The organism is Glaciihabitans tibetensis, assembly GCF_003003265.1.
GTDB lineage: Bacteria > Actinomycetota > Actinomycetes > Actinomycetales > Microbacteriaceae > Glaciihabitans > Glaciihabitans tibetensis.
This window is the reverse complement of the sequence record NZ_PVTL01000003.1, coordinates 174526-192433: the sequence shown is the minus strand read 5'-3', so window position 1 is coordinate 192433 and position 17908 is coordinate 174526. Positions and strand designations below refer to the sequence as shown.

The window sequence follows — 17908 nt, the reverse complement described above, 5'->3', positions numbered from 1 at the left end:
TGCTGTTCAGTGTGGCCGCGCGGACTGACCGCGCGGCCACACCCATGCCGAGCACGATTGAGGAGCCAGCTGTAGGTTCCAGTCGTGTGCGGCAGATTTGCGATGAGTAAAGAAACCGATGAACCGATCACGGCGTTTGTAGCCGAAGGAGGCGAAGCTGACGTACCCGACCTTCAACGCCCGGTCGGAGGGCATCGCCACAAGAGCAACATGGAAGGGCCCGCTCAAGTTTCATCGTGCCCTCGTCCCCGCGACCGGATACTACGAGTGGCAGACCTTCAGCGACGACGCGAAGGTACCCCACTTCGTGCACGACCCGGCGGGAGAGCCGCTCGTCTTCGCGGGTCTCTACTCCTGGTGGAAGAACCACGCTCTGCCCGCAGACCACCCCGACCGCTGGACGCTCACCACGACGATCCTGACCTCGGACGCCGTCGACGAACTGCTACACATCCACGACCGCAACGCCGTGCCGCTCCCCCGCGACTGGTGGGACATCTGGCTCGACCCGAAAATCGAAGGCGATCAAGCCTTGGTGGATGCTGCGGTGCAAGCAGCGCTTCCCGTAGCAGCTGGCCTCGAAGTATATGAGGTCGCTCCCATCCCGTTTTCGGGCGGATGGGCCGAAGCTGGTCGAAAGACTTCCACCCTCGCCCGCGGGGGTGTGACTGCTGTTATTGGAAGGCCGCACGGTTGATGGCGACGGTCTCATCGAGCGAAGGTGCCTCCGGGAGTGAGCCGAAGTGCGCTATCAAGCGATCGCGGGTCTCGGGGGCCCTTTCCTTCTCGGCGGCGTCGAGGGCGGCGGCGAGGTCGTCAAGGCCGAGCTCGGTGCAGTACGCCGGCGTCCCCGGCTGCTGACGCCATGACTCCGCGATGACGCCAGCGTCGAAGGGATCAAAGCCGGTGTCATCGACGAGCTGCATAACGATGGCGCGCGCCTTCGCCGAGTCCGCAGCGACCGGAATGGAGATCCGGCCGCCAGCACCGGCTGGCAGTCCCTTGGTCTGTTGGGTTCCGGCGAGGGCTGCGTTCCAGGCCTTCACGATCGGCCGCCCCAACTTTTCTTGGCTCCAGACGCTCTCGACCTTGCCGTTGTCGATGTCTTCGACGGGTCCCGACATGAACGGGTAGTAGTTCGACGTATCGACCACCACGGTCTCCTCGGGGACGGCGGCGAGCAAGTCGGCGAGGTCCGGCTGGACCGAGAACGGAACCGCAAAGATGATGACGTCACGGTCAATAACAGCGGTATCCAACTGGACAGCGTGGGCGCCCGCGGCGAGAACCTCGGCGGCGACCGCGTCGTGCCCACGGGCGCCGGCGACGTTCACGTCATGGCCGGCTTCGCTGAGGCGACGGGCGAGGTTGCCGCCGATAGTTCCGGCGCCGATGACAGTGATCTTCATGGGTACTTCTTTCGTCCGTCGTCCCCGCAGGGCGACCTCGGGAGTATGTACACTTGCTCGTGTACATGAAGCGTAACCGATGTACACCCTTACGTGTACATCGGCTGACTATTTCCGAACAAGGGGCAGACATCATGGCCAGCCGCCTGGCGAATCCGCTCACCATCCCCGACGAGGAAGACTTCGACTTGTTCGCGGTCATGTCCGCGCTCACGGATCCCACCCGACGTGCGCTTGTGGAGTTCATCGCGGCGGATCCGGGCACGTCGTGCAGTACCTCTGATTTCGGTGTCACTAAGTCCGCTCTGACACGGCACTGGCGCGTCCTCCGCGAAGCCGGCATCATCCGGCAGGAAGCACAGGGAAACCGGCACAGCAATTGGGTACGGCGTGAGGAATTGGACAGACGCTTCCCCGGACTGCTGGACATGGTCCTGCAGGCGGGCGCCCCCGGATGTGCGACCCCGGCGTCCGAGACGGGCGGCGCAGACAGGCCGTGATGCGTATCGGTGAGCTTGGAAAGAGGCGCTCCGACACAGCGTCGCGAGACCAGTAACCGTTGCGGGCACGGCACGATGGCCGCATGGTCTCGCGGCTACCCTAGAGTTTTGGTGCACCCCCCCGGACTTGAACCGGGAACCCACTGATTAAGAGTCAGTTGCTCTGCCAATTGAGCTAGAGGTGCGTGATCCGTGAACTGCAGGACCGAGAAGCAACACTAGCATGAGAAATAACCACCCGAAAACGTGAAGGATCTGCCATGACTGATGCACGCCTCGTAGCCGGCGACGCCGCACCTGATTTCACGCTGATCGATCAGGACGGGGCATCCACCTCACTGCACGATTTTGCCGGTCAGAAAGTGGTTGTGTACTTTTACCCCGCGGCGTCGACTCCCGGCTGCACCACGCAGGCCTGCGATTTTCGCGACAACATCAACTCGCTCAAGGGCGCCGGTTACCAGGTGCTCGGCGTGTCGAAGGACGGCACAGCGGCGCTCAAGAAATTTCAGACAGAGCAGGGGCTGAACTTTCCGCTCCTCAGCGATTCCGACCTGACCGTGCACCAGGCATTCGGCGCGTACGGCGAGAAGAACCTGTACGGCAAGGTCGTCACCGGGGTGCTTCGGTCGACCTTCGTGCTCGGCGAGGATGGCATCCTCACGCACGCGCTCTACAACGTGAAGGCCACCGGTCACGTCGCGAGCCTGCGCAAGAAGCTCGCGATCGACTGACACTCTTTCGAGCATTCGCGTTGGGTGCTCGCGCTGGGTGCTCGCTCTGGGTGTTAGAGCCGGGCGTCAGCGCTCTTCGGGGCGCGTGGTCGCGGCGATTACCGGCTTCGTGAAGAGCAGCGCAATGACCGCGAGGGCGGGAATCAGCAGCCACCAGCCGATGTCCGGGCGAGCGAACGCGCCCTGGAAGCTTCCGACGGCGACGGCGATCTGCAGAACCTGCCACACGATGGCCGCCCCACGGATCCACGGGCGACCCCGCAGGGTGTTCACCCCGATGAATCCCAGCCAGACGGCCGCTATCGCGCTGAGCAGCGTGAGGGCCACGGCGCTCGGGTAGGACTCGGGCGTGGCGACGAGTATCTCGACGACCAGCACGACGGTGACGACCGCCAAAAACACGCATTCCGCGAACACAATCGCGGCCAGCGTGTAAAGCAATGGTGAGGTGCGTTCAGCGTTCACAGCGATATCCCATACAAAACTATTGATTTGAATTACCCAATATGAGAGCCTATGTGAGGTTGATTTGCCGCCCACGGTGATGTGAGCGAGTCCCGAAAACTTTTCCTTCCGAATCTTTAGGTCGATGACCTATGCAGTAAATGCACTATTTAAGGAGCACCCCCAATGGATTGGCGCGATAAAGCTGCCTGCCTCACCGCAGACCCTGAGCTCTTTTTCCCGGTTGGAAACACCGGACCCGCTGTAGACCAGATCGACAAGGCGAAGGCCGTGTGCGGCCGTTGCTCCGTGACGGAGATGTGCCTGCAGTACGCGCTCGAAACCAGCCAGGATTCCGGCGTCTGGGGCGGCCTCAGCGAAGACGAGCGTCGAGCTCTCAAGCGCCGCGCTGCTCGCGCCCGCCGCGCGTCCTAACGAGCTTTCACTAAGCCCGCCGGGAGACACTTCCGGCGGGCTTCTTCGTGCCGGGCCCGTTTGTGCTCCCGCACATCAGGGCTTGGGGTGCCAGGTCACTAGGGCTTGTTGAGCCAGGTCATCGGTATCTCGATGGTGACCTCGGTTCCGCTGTCGCCTGCCCCACCCATCAGGGTGTGCCAGTCGATGGTTCCGCCGAGTTCGCCCTGGATCAGGGTGCGCACGATCTGGGTACCCAACCCCGCGCCGACCTTGCCCTCGGGCAGTCCCACCCCGTTGTCGCGTACCTTCACGCTGAGGTAGTCGTCGGTGCGCAGCGCGGTGATCTGCACCTCACCGTCACGCCCGGCGAGCCCGTGCTCGACCGCGTTGGTGACGAGTTCGGTGAGCGCGAGCGCCAGCGGCGTCGCGTACTCGCTCGGCAGAATTCCGAAGCTGCCGGTGGACTTCGGGTGCACCGTGGTGTTGTGGCTTGAGGCGACCTCCGCGATCAACAGCAGTACCCGATCGAAGACCGTGTCGAAGTCGACCTGCTGGCTGAGCCCCTCGCTGAGCGTGTCATGCACGACGGCAATGGCGGCCACGCGGCGCATGGCCTGCTGGAGGGAATCCTTCGCGACCTCGTTGTGCGTTCGTCTGGCCTGGATGCGCAGCAGCGATGCGACCGTCTGCAGGTTGTTTTTTACCCGGTGGTGGATCTCCCGGATGGTTGCATCCTTCGTGATGAGTTCACGTTCCTGGTGACGCACCTCCGTGACATCCCGACAGAGAACAATTGCGCCCACCCGCGCGCCACGATTGCGGATCGGAATCGCGCGCAGCGACACGGTGACCCCGCGCGCCTCGATGTCGGTGCGCCAGGGGGCTCGGCCGGTGACAACCAGCGGCAGCGACTCGTCCACCGTCAATTGCTTGGTGGTGAGCAGACTCGTGGTCACCTCGGCGAGCGACTCCCCCTCGAGTTCGCCGGCGAAGCCCATGCGGTTGAAAGCAGAGAGGCCGTTGGGGCTGGCGAAAGTCGCGGTGCCATCGACGTCGAGGCGGATGAGCCCGTCGGATGCCCGCGGCGCGCCTCGGCGGGGACCGGTCGGGGCTCCCAGGTCGGGAAAGTCGGCGGAGGCGATCATGCCGAACAGGTCATTGGCGCAGTCGTTGAAGGTGAGTTCCTGACGGCTGGGAGTGCGCGCCTCGCTCAGGTTGGTGTGACGGGTGATGACGGCGATCGGCGAGCCGGTCGTTTCGCTTCCACTCGCGCTCAGTCGGCGCAGCACGGGCACGGCGCGCACGCGGGTGGGGGTTTCCTCGTACCAATCGGGGGCAGAGGAGTCAACGATCTTGACGGTCTCGAACGCTTCGGTGACCTGCGCCTTCCACTCGGGCTTGATCGGTTGCCCGACAAAGTCGCGATAGAACAGCGTCGCCGAACTCGACGGGCGGGCGTGGGCGACGGCGAGAAAACTGCCATCGTGGCTGGGAACCCACAACACGATGTCGGCGAACGCGAGGTCAGCGAGCAGCTGCCAGTCGCCCACGAGCAGGTGGAGCCACTCCACATCGGCCTCGCTGGAGCGCCCCTCGGGCAAAACTAGGTCACTGAGTGTCGACACGTCCCTAGGCTACTGTCTCGCAGCTGGGACTCCGCCTACCGGTGACGCCGGACGGCACGCCTTGCCTTTTCCTCGCGCCGCGAACGCCACGAGCGGGTGCGGATTTTTTGTTCGATGGCGGATGGCGGCAGAAGCCGCGACGTCACCAGCGCCCGGATTGCTGCGCGCACTGGCGAACGCGCTGCGGCGTCTGCGAGTGTCTGTCCCGTCAGAATCGCGGCATCCAGGCCCGCCCTGTCGTACGGAATCATGGCCGCCGCGTCGATCCCCCCGAACCGGTACAGGGTCTGCGCGACCTGGGCCGCAGGATTCATTCCGATGACGCTGGCACGGATCTTGTTCATCACGACCACAACGCGGCCGGCGGCCACCGTCTCGACCAGGTCGACGTGGGCGCGCAGAAACCTCGACAGCCCGACGGGGTCCGCGTCCCCGACAGCCACCACCCGGTCGGCTTCTCGCAGGGCGGCGATGCTCGCCGCGTTCCTCCGCGGCGAGAAGACGTCCGACGATATTTCTTCATCCATTTCGAGGCTGAAGCCGGTGTCCAACACGGTGAAGTCGACCCACTTGCGACACTGCGCGATCGTCGCGGCAACCCTCGAATCGGACAGCTCGGGCCACCGGCTGGCGCGGCCGATACCGGTCAACACCCAGAAACTCGAATGCCCCGACCGGTACCGCTGCCCGATGCGCTCCAGCTCCGCCTGAGTGAGGCTCTCTGCCCCCGCCAGGCGACATGCGGCCGCGAACCCGGGCGCCTCGTCCAGCATCCCCAACGCGGGTGCTACGGACGCGCTGTGCGTGTCCACGTCGCCGAGCGCGACCGAGTAACCCGCCGCCGCGATCTCGGCTGCGATGTTGATGGCGAGGGTAGTACGCCCCGGCGACCCGGCCGGACCCCACACCGCGATGACTATGCCGTCGCGGGAACCCGGCGGCTGCGCCGCGGCATCCTGCACAAATGAACGACGCAGTGAGCCCAACGCCGCCTCGATCTGCGGCCAGGTTGCGTCGCTCGGCGCCATCTCATATAGCCCAACGGACGCCGCGAGCCGCCGTTCCACTTCGCCGCCCACCAGCGCGAGCATCCGCACGCCCGCCTCGTCGCAGACCGCGAGCAGCTGTGCGGTCAGATGGCGCTCGGTCGCGGCGGCTATGACGACGTCTGGGGTCACCGTGTCGATCCGGGAGGCGAGCTCCTGGGCGGTCGAGCACCGAGCCACGACGTCGTGTCCGTGCAGCACCGCGTCTGCAGCGAGGCGATCCTCCACCGCGAGCGGCAGGGCGAGGGCGATTCTCATCAGCTACTCCGTCACGGGAAGATCAACGGGAATCGCCGACAGCGCCGCGCCGTTGGCGACGCTCTCCAGCACGCCCGCGACCGACGCGCGCGGGATCAGCACCTCCACGAGCGGACCGTCGGATGAGCCCATCAACGCATCATCGTCGTCGACGAGCCGCACGACCGTAGCAGCTGAGACGATTACCGACGGCGCCTCGAAGTCGCCCCCGCCCGTTGCGCGCGCCGCCCAGATGTCCAGTCGAGCGCCCTCGCTCACCGATTCGGGCAGCCGCGAGGTGAGATGCAGAACCACCGCGGTCAGCTGCACCGCATCGGCACTGCCCACGGCGGAGACCGGGAGCAACTCCCCCGCGGCGATGGCCCGGGTCGCGACGAGACCGGCACTGGGCAGCTTGTCCGGCGCAACATACAGGTCGTGCACGCTTTCTACCCGAACCTGCACCGTGCGCAGGTCTTCAGCCAGCAGGATCTCGCCCGGCGCGATCGCCGCCCGGGCGGCCAACACGGCCACCGACGAGTCGTTCACCCCGACCACCCAGACGACACCGCCGACAGATGCCGCAACCAGCACGAGCCCGATCGCGAATCGGGGGTCGAACCAGAACGTGCGTTTCCTCCGGTCGGGAACGTGACCGCGGGTTTCGGCTGACATGGGTCTCCTCGTTGCTGGCGCTGAATGCTTGCGCTCTGTGCTGGCTCTCTGTGCTGGCTCTCTGTGCTGGCTCTCTGTGCTGGCTCTCTGTGCTGGCTCTCCGTGCTGGCTCTCTGTGCTGGCTCTATATTCACGGGCTGGGCGAATCGCTGCGAAAGTTATCCACAAGAGGGTCGTGGGGAGGAGACTCGACCGATAATCGAGGGATGGACGACACTGATTCCTCGGGCGGCCTCGGGCGTTTTCTGACCCTCGCGGATGTCGCCGATGTGCTGAACATATCCAGCCGCTCCGCCTACGCTTTGGTGCGCTCCGGCGAATTACCGGCCATCAAAGTGGGCGGCCACGGGCACTGGAGAATCGAGCGCAGCGTGCTGGAGTCGTTCATCGAAGCGAAATACGAAGAGGCCCGACGCAGCGGCTTGTGGCGCGGGTCGGAGTTTACCGACGTGGTCGAGCCGACCTTCGGTGCCGTTGGGGGTTTTTCCGAAGACACAAATCCCCGGCCCGACCGGTAGGAGCACCTGTTCCACCGCCTACAATCGCACGAGCAGCAGCTCGCTGAACGGCACCACCCGAAACTCGGTTACCAGGGACTCCCTGCGGATGCCGCCGGCGTCGTGCACCGCGAGATCGCAATGGTCGCGTCCCACCCGATCGATCGTTCCGTGCACGGTGCCGGAGACGAGCTGCAGCGCAAGCGGGGTGCGCCTGCGGCACAGGTCGCGCAGGAGGAACCCGAGTCCCAGTCGCGCGGAAAGCGATCGCTCGCCCTCCTCGGGCGCGAGACTGCGGTAGACCTGCGCCCGGGTAAGGGCCACCGACGCGATACCGGCCAACGGCACCACGCACGGAGTCGTGCCGGAGCCTTCTCTCTGCAGGTCGCCCGTGAACCAGTCCCGCCCGAAGGTAGACGGTGTGACGGCAACCAGAGAGCCGTCCCGCAGCGTGAGCCGGAGGACGTCGTCGCCGCGGTCGCTTAAGCCCGAGCCCGGGCCCGAGACTGCGCCTCGGTCTGGGTCTCGGCCTCGGCCTGAGCCTGAGCCTGAGCCTGAGCCTGAGCTAGCGTGCACCGACAGCAGGCGGTCGCGAAGACCGAGCCTCGCCAGCCGGAGTCGCTCCTCCTCTGCGCGTAAATCGGTCTCGTCCGCGGTCGATTCCCGCTCCAGTTGCGCCTCGAGATCGTTGAAGAGGTCATCCCAGCGCATTGGCTGACGCTAGCCGTCATTCCGCACACAGGGGCGAAGTTATCCACAGCCCCACCTTGGGGGCGTCGCTTGGTGTGGCCGGCCGTGTTTTAGTGTGGGGACCCCCTAAACGGGGCACACCGACCGTACCCGAACGCTTGGAGTGCACCATGCCCACACTGCTGAACGCTGCCCAGTCTGAGACCGCAGAATCAGTGATTCCTATCCGCTCGCGAGCCAGTTCTCCGGAACGCGCTCCCCGATCCCCCTTCGAAGCCGACGACTTCTTCGACTTCCAACCGTCGCTCCGGGAGGAGCTGCCCGATCCGGCACCCCTGCTCGAAAATCTGGCCAAGTCAGCGTTCGAAATCATCGCGGGCGCGCGCGACCTGGATCAGATCGCGCGGTGGGTCACCGACCCGGTTTACCGCGACCTGTTGCGCCGCGTCATCCTCGGAACCCGGGTGAGGCGGAGGAACAATGCGCCCGTTCCCCGCCCGCGCGTCTCCGTGATGTCGATGACGATGTTCGAGCCACGCGATGGTGTCATCGAAGCCACCATCCTGCTGAATACCCACCCGCGAGTGCGCGCGGTCGCTATCCGATTGGAGGGGCTCGATAAACGTTGGCGTGCGTCGGTGCTCGCTGTGTTGTGAGTAGCGGGTTCCGAGCAGCGGGTTGTGAGCAGCGGGTTCCGAGCAGGGGCTTCCGAGCACCGGGTTAACGGCGACTACCCGCCGGCGGTGCGGCCCCGCCGAAGACTCCGAAGAGCCTCGAGCACGAGGTCGCACCGCCGGCGGGCAGCGCGGGCAGAGCGTTAGCGCTTCTCGCGGCGGTCGGCGCGGTTGACGGGCTCGGTGGTCGGCGCGGTGGGAGTGCGCTGCCCGAACGTACCCTTCGCACCCTTGGCGGCGGGCGCCGCGCGGCCGGAACCGGTCGCACGCGCCGTCGGAGCGGGCTCGGCTTCCGCTTCGGCATCCGCACCGGGAGTGAGCGACGCCACGGTCGCATTTTGGGCCTGCTGTGCCTTCGCCGTGGCGGCCCGCTCGATCTGGCCGCGCTGGTTGCGCACCTCGACGGCACCGTTGTTGTCCTCGCTCGGAGCCGAGTAGCTCAGCTTCTCTGCCGGAGCGGTGTTCGCGGTGAGCCCCTTGGCCGCGACGATCGGAGCAGCAGCGCTCGTTCCGCCGGTCACCTCGACCTCGAGGTTGAACAGGAACCCGACGGACTCTTCGCGGATCTGGCCCATCATCGACTGGTAGAGAGCAAAGCCTTCGCGCTGGTATTCCACCAGGGGATCGCGCTGGGCCATCGCGCGCAGGCCGATGCCATCCTTGAGGTAGTCCATCTCGTAGAGGTGGTCGCGCCAGCGGCGGTCGATGACGCTGAGCACAACGCGGCGCTCGAGCTCGCGCATGGCGGGCTCGCCGAGCTGTTCGGTGCGGCGCTCATAGGCGAGGTGGGCGTCAGACAGGATCTCCTGCTTCAAAAACGCCTCGGTCATGCGACCGCGGGTGCCTGCTTCTGCGACTACCTCGTCGACCGTGATCGATACGGGGTAGAGCGTCTTCAGCTCGGTCCACAGTGCGTCGTAGTCCCAGTCATCGCTCTGGCCCTCACCCGTGTGCACCTCGACAACCTCGGTAACGACATCATCGAGGAACTTCTGGGTGCGGTCCTGGAGGTCGTCACCCTCGAGGATGTGCCGGCGGTCGCTGTAGATCGCTTCGCGCTGGCGGTTGAGGACGTCGTCGTACTTGAGAACGTTCTTGCGGATCTCGGCGTTGCGCCCTTCGACCTGTGACTGCGCGCTACGGATGGCGCGGCTCACGATCTTGGAGTCGATGGCCAGGTCGTCCGGCACATTCTGGCGGCCCATCAGAGCCTCGGCCGCGCCGCTGTTGAACAGCCGCATCAGGTCGTCCTGCAGGGAGAGGTAGAAACGGCTCTCCCCCGGGTCGCCCTGTCGTCCGGAACGTCCGCGCAGCTGGTTGTCGATGCGGCGCGATTCGTGGCGCTCGGTGCCGAGGACGTACAGCCCACCGACATCCACCACCTTCGCCGCCTCCTCATTGACGGTGACCTTGACGTCGGCGAAGACCTTGTCCCACTCGGCTTCGTACTCCTCGGGAGTGTCCACCGGGCTGAGGCCCTTGGCGTTCATCTGGGCAACGGCGAGAAACTCGGCGTTGCCGCCGAGCATCACGTCGGTTCCACGGCCGGCCATGTTGGTCGCGACGGTGACGGCACCGAGACGGCCTGCCTGGGCGATGATGGATGCCTCGCGTGCGTGGTTCTTCGCGTTGAGCACCTCGTGCTTGACGCCGCGCTTGGCGAGCAGCTTGGAGAGGTACTCGCTCTTCTCGACGCTCGTGGTTCCCACGAGCACCGGCTGGCCGGACGCGTGGCGCTCGACGATGTCTTCGACGACCTGGCCGAACTTGGCCTGCTCGTTTTTGTAGACGAGGTCGGACTGGTCCTTGCGCAGCATCGGCTTGTTGGTGGGGATCGACACCACACCGAGCTTGTAGGTCGACATAAACTCGGCCGCCTCGGTCTCGGCGGTACCGGTCATGCCCGACAGCTTGCTGTACAGGCGGAAGTAGTTCTGCAGGGTGACCGTCGCGAGGGTCTGGTTCTCCGCCTTGACGGCGACGCCCTCCTTCGCCTCAATGGCCTGGTGGATTCCCTCGTTGTAGCGGCGCCCGACGAGGATACGTCCGGTGTGCTCGTCGACGATGAGCACCTCGCCGTTCATCACCACGTAGTCCTTGTCCTTCTTGAACAGGGCCTTGGCTTTGATGGAGTTGTTCAGGAACGAGATCAGCGGGGTGTTGGCGGACTCGTAGAGGTTGTCGATGCCGAGGTAGTCCTCGACCTTCTCGATACCGGGCTCGAGCACGCCGACCGTGCGCTTCTTCTCGTCGACTTCGTAGTCCACGTCAGGCGTGAGCTTGTTGACCAGGCTCGCGAACTCGGTAAACCACCGGTTCGCCTCGCCGGATGCCGGGCCCGAGATGATCAGCGGCGTGCGGGCCTCATCGATGAGGATGGAGTCCACCTCGTCGACGACCGCGAAGAAGTGACCGCGCTGCACCATGTCGCTCGCCTGCCAGGCCATGTTGTCGCGGAGGTAGTCGAAGCCGAATTCGTTGTTGGTGCCGTAGGTGATGTCGCAGGCGTACTGCGCGCGACGCTCCTGGGGGTTCTGGCCCGAGACGATCACGCCGGTGGTCATGCCGAGGGCGCGGAAGATGCGACCCATGAGCTCAGACTGGTAGCTGGCGAGGTAGTCGTTGACCGTGACCACGTGCACGCCGCGCGAGGCGATCGCGTTGAGGTAGGCCGGAAGGGTCGCGACGAGGGTCTTTCCCTCACCGGTCTTCATCTCCGAGATGTTGCCGAGGTGCAGGTTTGCTCCGCCCATGAGCTGCACGTCGAAGTGGCGAAGTCCCAGGGTTCGTTTGGATGCTTCCCGCACGGCGGCGAATGCCTCGGGCAGCAGGTCGTCGAGTGACTCACCATTGCTGTACCGCTCGCGCAACAGCACGGTTTCGTTTTTCAATTCCTCATCCGTGAGGTCCTTGAAATCGTCTTCGAGCTGGTTGACGGCGTGAGCATAATGCTTGAGACGACGTAGAAGCCGACCTTCACCTACGCGAAGTGCTCGTTCGAGAACGTTGGCCACCGATAACTCCCATGGGTCTATGTGCTGCGCCAGATGGCGCCGGTCACGGTTCGTGACTCTATTCCTGATTGGGGCGCCGCGCGAAACCGGCAAGGTAAAGCCGGTTCGGCTCGCCCGTTACAGGCTTGTTATCGTACCAAGCGTAAGTGTGCCGGCGCTGTGATCGAAAAATGAATTCTCGTCACAACGCCGGCACCGGAACTGTTGAGCGCTTAGCGGCTCGCCATCCTCATTTCCGCAAGTGCGCTGGGCACCTGGTCAAGGCTTTCGTCGAGACTGATGACCCCGTAGTCCCAGCCCTTGCGACGATAAACGACGCTGGCGCGCTCGGTTTCGCTGTCGATGAACAGGAAAAAGTCGTGACCAACGAGTTCCATGTGGTCAACGGCATCCTCCGTCGACATCCGCGAGACGGGGAACTCCTTTTTGCGGATCACGACCGGACTGTAGGCCTCTTCATCGAGCTCGACGACCTCGCTGTTCTGGATCGGCACGGCGCCGGTGCTCACCTTTTCGATGATCTCCGGGCTGGCGGGAGTGATATCGACGATCTTGAATCCAGCAGAGGATGCCTCGTGCAGAGACACCGGCCGATGCTGGCCGCGATGCACCTTCTTACGATCCTTTGCCTGGCGGATTCGCTCGACGATTTTGTCCAGCGCCTGGTCGAATGCGACGTATTTGTCTCGCCCGGCGGACTCCGCCCGGACAATCGGTCCGGGTCCGATCAGGGTGAGTTCAACACGATCATCGCCGCTCGAACCCGTTGTTTTTTCGTGATGCCGGCTGACCTTGATCTCGAACGCAATCGCCTTTTCGGCAAGGTGGGCGACCTTGTCTGCCTTTTCTGTCGCGTACTCCCGGAACCTGTCTGTTACGCCCAGGTTTCGACCGGTGATGGAAATTTCCACGCTGACCTCCTGCTCACTTGCGCGCCGCCCGTGTGCCAGGCGATGACCTTACGCGCCTTGTGTTGTTCACCGTAGACCCCTTGACTGGCAATGTCACTGACAACCTTCTTTTCAAACGCGCCGTGTTGGATGACACGTGGGGTATACGCCACCGCGACGGCGCACACCACCTCGCCGCCGGCGGCCACAATCGCGCGACGGGCCTCGCCAAGCGTCGCGCCGGTGGTGAGAACATCGTCCACAATCACAAATCGGCGGCCCTCGAGACTCATCCGCGACCGCATCGATCCGGTCAGGTTGGCCGCGCGCTCATGCTCGCCGAGTGTCTTCTGGCTGCGCGTGCGCCGCGCCGAAACCAGCACACGGGACGGCCGGTAGCCCGCCCGCCTGCACAACAGCGCGACCGGGTCGAACCCGCGGCGTCGCCACGCGGCCGAGCTGGTCGGCACCGGTGCCAACTCCGGTGGAGTGAGGGCGCGATGAGGCGGAGACGTCGGCTCGGCGTTGCGCGTGAGCAGTCTGTCTTGCGTCACCTGGATCGCCGCGCGAAGCGGCACCGCGAGGTAACGAGCGATCTCGGTGCGGCCCTCCTCCTTGAGGGCGAGCACAAGCCGTCGGGGCACGGAGTGGTAAATCAGGGCGGTGTATACCGTCAGCCCGTTAGGCAGGATGCGCGCGGCGACCTCCGGCACCAGCTGCTCGCGGCAGGACGCGCAGACCACGCGGTCGGGGGCGGAACAGCCCTCGCAGTCGACGGGGAAGAACACAGCGAGCGCGTCAAGCAGAGACCGGGATAGAGCCGCCACCAGCGAGTTCACACGACAACGATGCTCCGTGGCTGATGGGTTCGGCGGCAGCGTGGTTCATCCGGTGGACAACCACGTGGGGCTCCGCGCTGGGGACGACCTGCCGTGGCGTGACTGACGGGGGCAGGCGCGACCGCGTGCTGGGCTGCTACCGGCCGGGCACGCTTACTGCTGGGTGGCGAGGAAGTCCGCGGTGAGCCCGGTGCTCTGCCAGCCGCTGGCCCGCCGCTGGAGGATGGAGTTCTCGGCGGTCAGTACGCGCAGCTGCTCGGTACCGTTGCCCCCCACGAGCTCGACTCCGCCGTCGGCGCGGCCGAGGTTCTCCGCGGGGCCGCCGAGCTCGAACACGTTCACGACCTCGTGGCCCTCCGTCATCGCGAGGGTCGCGACGCTGCGGTCATCCACCCAGCTGGCGTCGATGGGCAGGTCGCTCTGCACGGGCAGGTCGACGAGTTCACCGAGCCCGGTGGGCACACCGTCTCGCCGCAACACCGACGCGACCATGAGTCGGGGACCGGCATCCGTCGTCAAATAAAGCACCACCCTGGCGCCGTCACGGGACACGTCCATCGACACCACCGACGCGTCCGCCGGCAGGGTGGAAACCACTTCGTGCACCACGCTGTCTGGCCCGGTGGCATACAGCGGGGCCGCGCTGGTTGACGGCACGCTCCAGACGTACTTCCAGGTGTCGATCGACGGGGCGATCAGGTTGGGCCGCGCGTCTACGAGCAGCGGAGGGTCGGTGGAGGTGATGAGGTAGGCACCGCCGTTTCCCAGTACCGCTGCGCTGGTCTGGCCGCGGGCGAGGGTGGCGGCCGTGGCATCCACCTCAATCACCTTCGAACTGATCCCGGAGACGCTCGAGAAGGTGTCTGCCGTGGCGAACCCGAACCTGTCGCCGCTGCGCACGAGCGGGTCGGACTCGATGGGCGGGGTGAGCGTCGCGGTGCTCGCGCCCGGGTCCGGGATGGTGAGCGGCACGTTGCGCACCGTCACGAGCACGGTGTTCACGCTCACGGTGCCGAGGCTGCTCTCGAGCTGCTGCTGCATGCGCGCCTTGTCGAGATTGTTCATCTCGGTCACCTCGTCGCTGAGATCGACGGTCGCGAGTCCCGAGGTGACCGCCACGGCGGCGGACAGCTGGGTGCCCTGCGGGAAGGCCGTGAGGGTCGCCCCCTGCTGCAGCCACGACGCCTGGCCTTCGAGCAGCGCGAGCACGATCCGGTTGGGCACGTTGGAGCGGGCCGGAAACCAGCGCACGTCGGGGATGAGGAAACGGTAGCTCGGGTCGAAAAAGTACAGGGCGTGCGGGTCAAACGCGGCCTCGAAGTTGTCGCGGGAGATCACCGTGCCGTCGGCCAGGCCATTGATGCGCCACTGGCCGTCGACCTGCGCGAAGGTGTAGACGAGGCGCTGGGTCGCCTGGTCTCGGTCTTCCTTGTACACGCCGAGCGAGTTGACCGAGGCCTGGGTGGAGACGCTGTATTCGACGGTCTCCGGGTCGGTGCTCGACATGCCGCCGCCGCCCTCGCGGATCAGCACACTCTCGTTCGGCTTCCAGCTCTCGGCCGCGGACGGGGTGAGAAACTGGCGGGCGATCTCGTAGCTTCCCTCTGGCGACGTCGCGGCCTGCATGAAGTCGGTGAGGATCTCCTGCTGGGTGGAGTCCTGCTGCGGCCCCGAGGGGAGCGCGGCGAAGGGAAAACTCTCGTCCTCGGTGACCAGTTCGCCTGCCATCACGTCACTGCCGGACGGGATCCCGACGCACGCGGCGAGCGCGACCGACACCATCATCGCCACCGCGGCGGCCCAGCTGGCACGCTGAACTCTCGCCCTAGTCATCGTCGCCCTTTCCACTCTGCAGCTCACGGTACGTGTCCTTGCTGGGCGCAACATCAAGACCATCCGGGTTGGTGTCATTCGGATCGAGGCCTTGCGGTTCGGTGTCGTCCGGGGGCAACTCCAGCGGAGAGTCTGCCAGCGCGGCGCCGTGTGTCCGGGGCAGGGTCAGCCGGAAGCACGAACCCTCCCCGGGGGCACTCCAGACTTCGAGCCGGCCGCCGTGCAGCGCGGCGTCCTCGAGCGCGATCGCGAGACCCAGGCCGGTGCCGCCCGTGGTGCGTTGCCGCGACGGGTCAGCGCGCCAGAACCGGTCAAACACCCGCTCCATCGCCTGCGGAGACATGCCGATGCCGTAGTCACGCACCGCGATCGCGACGGCGGAGGCGTTGCTGTCGACGTAGACGATGATCGGGCGCCCCTCGCCATGGTCGATGGCGTTCGAGAGAAGATTTTGCAGGATGCGGCGGATGCGGCGTCCTTCCACCTCCGCCTCGAAATAGCCCCCCGGCGCGATGAGGCGCAGCGGCGAGCCCTTGCTGTCGGCGAGGGACGACACCGACTCGATCGCGTCGCCGACGAGGTGCACCAGGTTCGTCGGTTCGGTGGTCAGCTCCACAGCCCCGGCGTCGTAGCGGCTCATCTCGAGCAGGTCGGCGAGCAGGATCTCGAACCGCTCGATCTGCGCGTGCAGGAGCTCGGCCGTGCGGGCGGTCTCCGGGGGAAAATTCTCGCGCTGGTCGTACAGCAGGTCGCCGGCGAGGTGGATGGTCGTCAGCGGTGTGCGCAGTTCGTGCGAGACATCCGACACAAAACGCTGCTGCACCTGCGAGAGGGTGGCCAGACGAACAATCTGGTGCTGCAGGCTGTCCGCCATCGCGTTGAACGAGCGGGCGAGGGTCGCGATGACGTCTTCGCCCCGCTCGGGGATGCGCTGCTCGAGCTGGCCGGCGGCGAGCTTCTGGCTCACGTCGGCGGCGAGACGCACCGGTCCGACGACGAGCCGCACCACGATGTAGGTCACCGCGCCGATCAGCACGATCAGCGCGAGCAGGCCGAGTACCAACGTGCGCTGCACGAAGTCGAGGGTCTGCTGCGCGTCGGACAGGTTGTAGACCAGGTAGAGCTCATACACGCCCGACGACGGGATGGTGATGCTCGAGCCGACCACGATTCCCGGGTCGCCGTTGCCGGATTCCGACGGGATCGAGACCGACTGCCAGTACATGCGGCGCTCGGTGTCTGCGGATTCCGCGACGGTTTCGCGCAGGTCTGGGCCGATCAGGTCGACCGTGGACGGGGTGCTGGCGAGATCGCCGGGCACTCGCGGCCCCTCCTGGTCGGGGCTGCGGAGGATCGCGATGAAAGTACCGCCCGTGGTGGCGTTCGAGCGGGAGACCAGGTCGAAGGCATCCACCATCGCGCTCTCCAGCTCGGCCGAGCCCCCCTGCTCGGCAGCCGCGCTGAAGACGTTCTGCACGGAGACGGCGGCGCGTTCGGACGATGCCAGCAGCTGGTCCCGCCGGGAGTCGAACAGGTTGGAGCCCACGCTGATCAACATGTACGCGCCGATGATGGACACACCGACGGTCGCCATGATCACGCTGATGGCAACGGTGCGCAATTGGAGCGAGGTGCGCCACAGTCGCGCCAGGCGACTCAGCCACGACCGCCAGTCGAAGTCACGCACGGGTCTGTCAGGTGATGGTGCCAGCGCGGTACCCCACGCCGCGCACCGTCATCACAATGCGGGGATTGTCTGGATCGTGCTCGACCTTCGCCCGCAGGCGCTGCACGTGCACGTTGACGAGCCGGGTGTCTGCCTTGTAGTGGTAGCCCCACACCTGCTCGAGCAGCATTTCGCGGGTGAACACCTGCTGGGGCTTCATGGCCAGGGCGAGGAGCAGCTCAAACTCGAGCGGGGTCAGGTTGATGCGACTGTCACCGCGGCGCACCTCGTGCCCGGCGATGTCGAGCACCAGGTCACCGACCTGCAGCAATTCGGTGGGCGACTCGGCCGCGGGGCGCAGGCGCGTACGAATGCGCGCGACGAGTTCCTTCGGGTTGAAGGGCTTCACCACGTAGTCATCCGCCCCGCTCTCGAGGCCCTTGACCACGTCGGCGGTGTCGCTCTTCGCGGTGAGCATGATGATGGGAACACCCGACTCTTCCCGGATGCGGGCGCACACCTCGATGCCGTCCATTCCGGGCAGCATCAGGTCGAGGAGGACCAGATCGGGTTTGGTGCGACGGAATATTTCGACCGCGTCGCTGCCGTCGGCACTGAAGAAAGGCTCGAAGCCTTCCGTGCGTAAGACGATTCCGATCATTTCCGCCAGGGCGGTGTCGTCGTCGACTACGAGAATTCGCGCGTTCATAACCCTCAT

The 17908-nt window shown here is 65.5% G+C and carries 18 protein-coding genes and 1 tRNA gene; 6 read left to right on the top strand and 13 right to left on the bottom strand.

Features of this window, described 5'->3' with window-relative positions; translation table 11 throughout:
* Positions 1–157: 157 nt before the first annotated feature.
* Positions 158–697: an SOS response-associated peptidase family protein gene (locus B0I08_RS06820; RefSeq protein WP_106211151.1), complete on the top strand. Its 540-nt coding sequence runs from the start codon at positions 158–160 to the stop codon at positions 695–697.
* Here B0I08_RS06820 and B0I08_RS06815 read toward each other — a convergent pair.
* Positions 675–1409, bottom strand: coding sequence for an NADPH-dependent F420 reductase (locus B0I08_RS06815; RefSeq protein ID WP_106211149.1), 735 nt, complete (start codon positions 1407–1409; stop codon positions 675–677). The genes B0I08_RS06820 and B0I08_RS06815 overlap by 23 nt on opposite strands.
* 134 nt (positions 1410–1543) lie before the next feature.
* Between B0I08_RS06815 and B0I08_RS06810 the strand changes: the two genes are divergently transcribed.
* Positions 1544–1909: an ArsR/SmtB family transcription factor gene (locus tag B0I08_RS06810; RefSeq protein ID WP_106211147.1), complete on the top strand. Its 366-nt coding sequence runs from the start codon at positions 1544–1546 to the stop codon at positions 1907–1909.
* Between the two features lie 109 nt (positions 1910–2018).
* On the opposite strand, the gene B0I08_RS06805 is transcribed toward B0I08_RS06810, so the two are convergent.
* Positions 2019–2094: transfer RNA gene (locus B0I08_RS06805), tRNA-Lys, on the bottom strand.
* Between the two features lie 75 nt (positions 2095–2169).
* On the opposite strand from B0I08_RS06805, the gene bcp reads away from it, so the two are divergent.
* On the top strand, positions 2170–2643 hold the full coding sequence (bcp, locus tag B0I08_RS06800) for a thioredoxin-dependent thiol peroxidase (RefSeq protein ID WP_106211145.1): 474 nt from the start codon (positions 2170–2172) through the stop codon (positions 2641–2643).
* Between the two features lie 66 nt (positions 2644–2709).
* Here bcp and B0I08_RS06795 read toward each other — a convergent pair whose 3' ends face one another.
* Positions 2710–3108, bottom strand: coding sequence for a hypothetical protein (locus tag B0I08_RS06795; protein WP_245884644.1), 399 nt, complete (start codon positions 3106–3108; stop codon positions 2710–2712).
* A 165-nt stretch (positions 3109–3273) separates the two neighbouring features.
* On the opposite strand from B0I08_RS06795, the gene B0I08_RS06790 reads away from it, so the two are divergent.
* Positions 3274–3522 (top strand): WhiB family transcriptional regulator, encoded by a 249-nt coding sequence (locus tag B0I08_RS06790; protein ID WP_106211143.1) that lies wholly within the window; start codon positions 3274–3276, stop codon positions 3520–3522.
* A 98-nt stretch (positions 3523–3620) separates the two neighbouring features.
* Here the strand turns inward: B0I08_RS06790 and B0I08_RS06785 are convergent, their stop codons facing one another.
* Genes B0I08_RS06785 through B0I08_RS06775 form a run of 3 tightly spaced genes read right to left on the bottom strand, consistent with a single transcriptional unit; the run spans position 3621 to position 7087 of the window.
* Positions 3621–5129 (bottom strand): sensor histidine kinase, encoded by a 1509-nt coding sequence (locus B0I08_RS06785; protein WP_106211141.1) that lies wholly within the window; start codon positions 5127–5129, stop codon positions 3621–3623.
* 35 nt (positions 5130–5164) lie between these two features.
* Positions 5165–6433, bottom strand: a complete 1269-nt coding sequence (locus B0I08_RS06780; RefSeq protein WP_245884642.1) for a CpaE/TadZ family protein — start codon at positions 6431–6433, stop codon at positions 5165–5167.
* Between the two features lie 3 nt (positions 6434–6436).
* Positions 6437–7087 (bottom strand): SAF domain-containing protein, encoded by a 651-nt coding sequence (locus B0I08_RS06775; RefSeq protein ID WP_106211137.1) that lies wholly within the window; start codon positions 7085–7087, stop codon positions 6437–6439.
* A gap of 206 nt (positions 7088–7293) precedes the next feature.
* Between B0I08_RS06775 and B0I08_RS06770 the strand changes: the two genes are divergently transcribed.
* Entirely contained in the window at positions 7294–7605 is a 312-nt protein-coding gene (locus B0I08_RS06770) for a helix-turn-helix domain-containing protein (RefSeq protein WP_106211135.1), read from the top strand.
* 18 nt (positions 7606–7623) lie between these two features.
* Here B0I08_RS06770 and B0I08_RS06765 read toward each other — a convergent pair whose 3' ends face one another.
* Positions 7624–8295 carry a hypothetical protein gene (locus tag B0I08_RS06765; RefSeq protein ID WP_106211134.1) on the bottom strand — a complete coding sequence of 224 codons (672 nt, stop codon included), beginning with the start codon at positions 8293–8295 and terminating at the stop codon, positions 7624–7626.
* 149 nt (positions 8296–8444) lie between these two features.
* Here B0I08_RS06765 and B0I08_RS06760 point away from each other — a divergent pair, with 149 nt between their 5' ends.
* The gene (locus B0I08_RS06760; RefSeq protein WP_106211132.1) at positions 8445–8930 is read left to right on the top strand and encodes an Rv3235 family protein; all 486 of its coding nucleotides are present in this window, start codon (positions 8445–8447) and stop codon (positions 8928–8930) included.
* 161 nt (positions 8931–9091) lie between these two features.
* On the opposite strand, the gene secA is transcribed toward B0I08_RS06760, so the two are convergent.
* From secA to mtrA, 6 genes are all read right to left on the bottom strand, one after another.
* Positions 9092–11962, bottom strand: a complete 2871-nt coding sequence (gene secA, locus B0I08_RS06755; protein ID WP_106211130.1) for a preprotein translocase subunit SecA — start codon at positions 11960–11962, stop codon at positions 9092–9094.
* A 212-nt stretch (positions 11963–12174) separates the two neighbouring features.
* Complete coding sequence (gene hpf, locus B0I08_RS06750) at positions 12175–12873, bottom strand: ribosome hibernation-promoting factor, HPF/YfiA family (RefSeq protein ID WP_106211128.1); 699 nt, start codon at positions 12871–12873, stop codon at positions 12175–12177.
* Complete coding sequence (locus tag B0I08_RS06745) at positions 12837–13691, bottom strand: ComF family protein (RefSeq protein ID WP_106211126.1); 855 nt, start codon at positions 13689–13691, stop codon at positions 12837–12839. Before B0I08_RS06745 ends, hpf begins: the two co-directional genes overlap by 37 nt.
* 153 nt (positions 13692–13844) lie before the next feature.
* Positions 13845–15524: an LpqB family beta-propeller domain-containing protein gene (locus tag B0I08_RS06740; protein WP_181243298.1), complete on the bottom strand. Its 1680-nt coding sequence runs from the start codon at positions 15522–15524 to the stop codon at positions 13845–13847.
* On the bottom strand, positions 15517–17211 hold the full coding sequence (gene mtrB / locus B0I08_RS06735) for an MtrAB system histidine kinase MtrB (RefSeq protein ID WP_106211122.1): 1695 nt from the start codon (positions 17209–17211) through the stop codon (positions 15517–15519). The genes B0I08_RS06740 and mtrB overlap by 8 nt, the downstream gene beginning before the upstream one ends.
* 7 nt (positions 17212–17218) lie before the next feature.
* A complete protein-coding gene (mtrA, locus tag B0I08_RS06730) occupies positions 17219–17899 on the bottom strand; it encodes an MtrAB system response regulator MtrA (protein WP_106211120.1) in 681 nt (226 codons plus the stop codon).
* Between the last annotated feature and the right edge of the window lie 9 nt (positions 17900–17908).

Bases quoted from the DNA above. Each gene is read 5' to 3' on its own strand.
- B0I08_RS06815 (WP_106211149.1), bottom strand. From the start codon at position 1,409: ATGAAGATCACTGTCATCGGCGCCGGAACTATCGGCGGCAACCTCGCC.
- B0I08_RS06810 (WP_106211147.1), top strand. From the start codon at position 1,544: ATGGCCAGCCGCCTGGCGAATCCGCTCACCATCCCCGACGAGGAAGAC.
- bcp (WP_106211145.1), top strand. From the start codon at position 2,170: ATGACTGATGCACGCCTCGTAGCCGGCGACGCCGCACCTGATTTCACG.
- B0I08_RS06790 (WP_106211143.1), top strand. From the start codon at position 3,274: ATGGATTGGCGCGATAAAGCTGCCTGCCTCACCGCAGACCCTGAGCTC.
- B0I08_RS06780 (WP_245884642.1), bottom strand. From the start codon at position 6,433: ATGAGAATCGCCCTCGCCCTGCCGCTCGCGGTGGAGGATCGCCTCGCT.
- B0I08_RS06775 (WP_106211137.1), bottom strand. From the start codon at position 7,087: ATGTCAGCCGAAACCCGCGGTCACGTTCCCGACCGGAGGAAACGCACG.
- B0I08_RS06770 (WP_106211135.1), top strand. From the start codon at position 7,294: ATGGACGACACTGATTCCTCGGGCGGCCTCGGGCGTTTTCTGACCCTC.
- B0I08_RS06765 (WP_106211134.1), bottom strand. From the start codon at position 8,295: ATGCGCTGGGATGACCTCTTCAACGATCTCGAGGCGCAACTGGAGCGG.
- B0I08_RS06760 (WP_106211132.1), top strand. From the start codon at position 8,445: ATGCCCACACTGCTGAACGCTGCCCAGTCTGAGACCGCAGAATCAGTG.
- B0I08_RS06740 (WP_181243298.1), bottom strand. From the start codon at position 15,524: ATGACTAGGGCGAGAGTTCAGCGTGCCAGCTGGGCCGCCGCGGTGGCG.
- mtrA (WP_106211120.1), bottom strand. From the start codon at position 17,899: ATGAACGCGCGAATTCTCGTAGTCGACGACGACACCGCCCTGGCGGAA.